This window comes from Comamonas koreensis, from assembly GCF_021026195.1.
GTDB classification, from domain to species: Bacteria; Pseudomonadota; Gammaproteobacteria; order Burkholderiales; family Burkholderiaceae_C; genus Comamonas; species Comamonas koreensis.
Genome location: NZ_JAJNCT010000031.1, coordinates 1 through 617 on the forward strand (window position 1 = coordinate 1; position 617 = coordinate 617).

Annotated in this window: 1 protein-coding gene; it reads right to left on the reverse strand. The window is 54.3% G+C overall.

The annotated features are described in order from the left end of the window. The coding region (locus LPW39_RS21765) for a hypothetical protein (protein WP_230780345.1) at positions 1 to 617 on the reverse strand (617 nt) is incomplete at both ends.

Genomic DNA, 617 nt, shown 5'->3' on the forward strand with positions numbered 1-617 from the left:
AAGGCCTGAATCATCATCGTGTCGTAGACCTCGAATGACTTCTTGGCCTGCAGATCCGCAAGCTCCTTTTCCTTTGCAACAATGACCTGCTCGCGGCGCAGGCGCAAGATGGTCTCTTGCTCCTTCTTGGACTTGCCGATCAAGGCAATCTCATCGCGCAGTTGCTTGTTGCCTTCCTCCAAGCTGTTCGCTGTCGCAAAGGCCGCATCCAAGTTCTGCTTTTGCTGATCTTGCCAGGCCTTGCGGGCTTCGGCCGCTTCCTTGAATGAGACAGTGAGCTTCTCCTCTACCTCCAGCTCCTTGAGCTTGCTCTCCAAAATAGCCTTGTGGTCGCTGGAAATATTCTTTTTCAGTTCGGCCTGCATCTTGATCCGCAGGCGCTGGCTTTCGGTGATTGCTTCGCTGGACTGGCGCTCCAGCTTTTCTTCTGCAATTTTCGCGTTGATGGCATCCAGCAAAGACAGATAAGATTTCTCCTCCTGCTTGGTGCCGGCAACAACTTGTTTGCTGTATTTGGAACGGATCTCGCCCAGCGCAGTCTGGTGCGCAGCGGTGATCTGTGCGACCTGGCCCGCATCGCCTTGGGCAAGAGCAATGGCCTTTTCATAGCTCGCGGT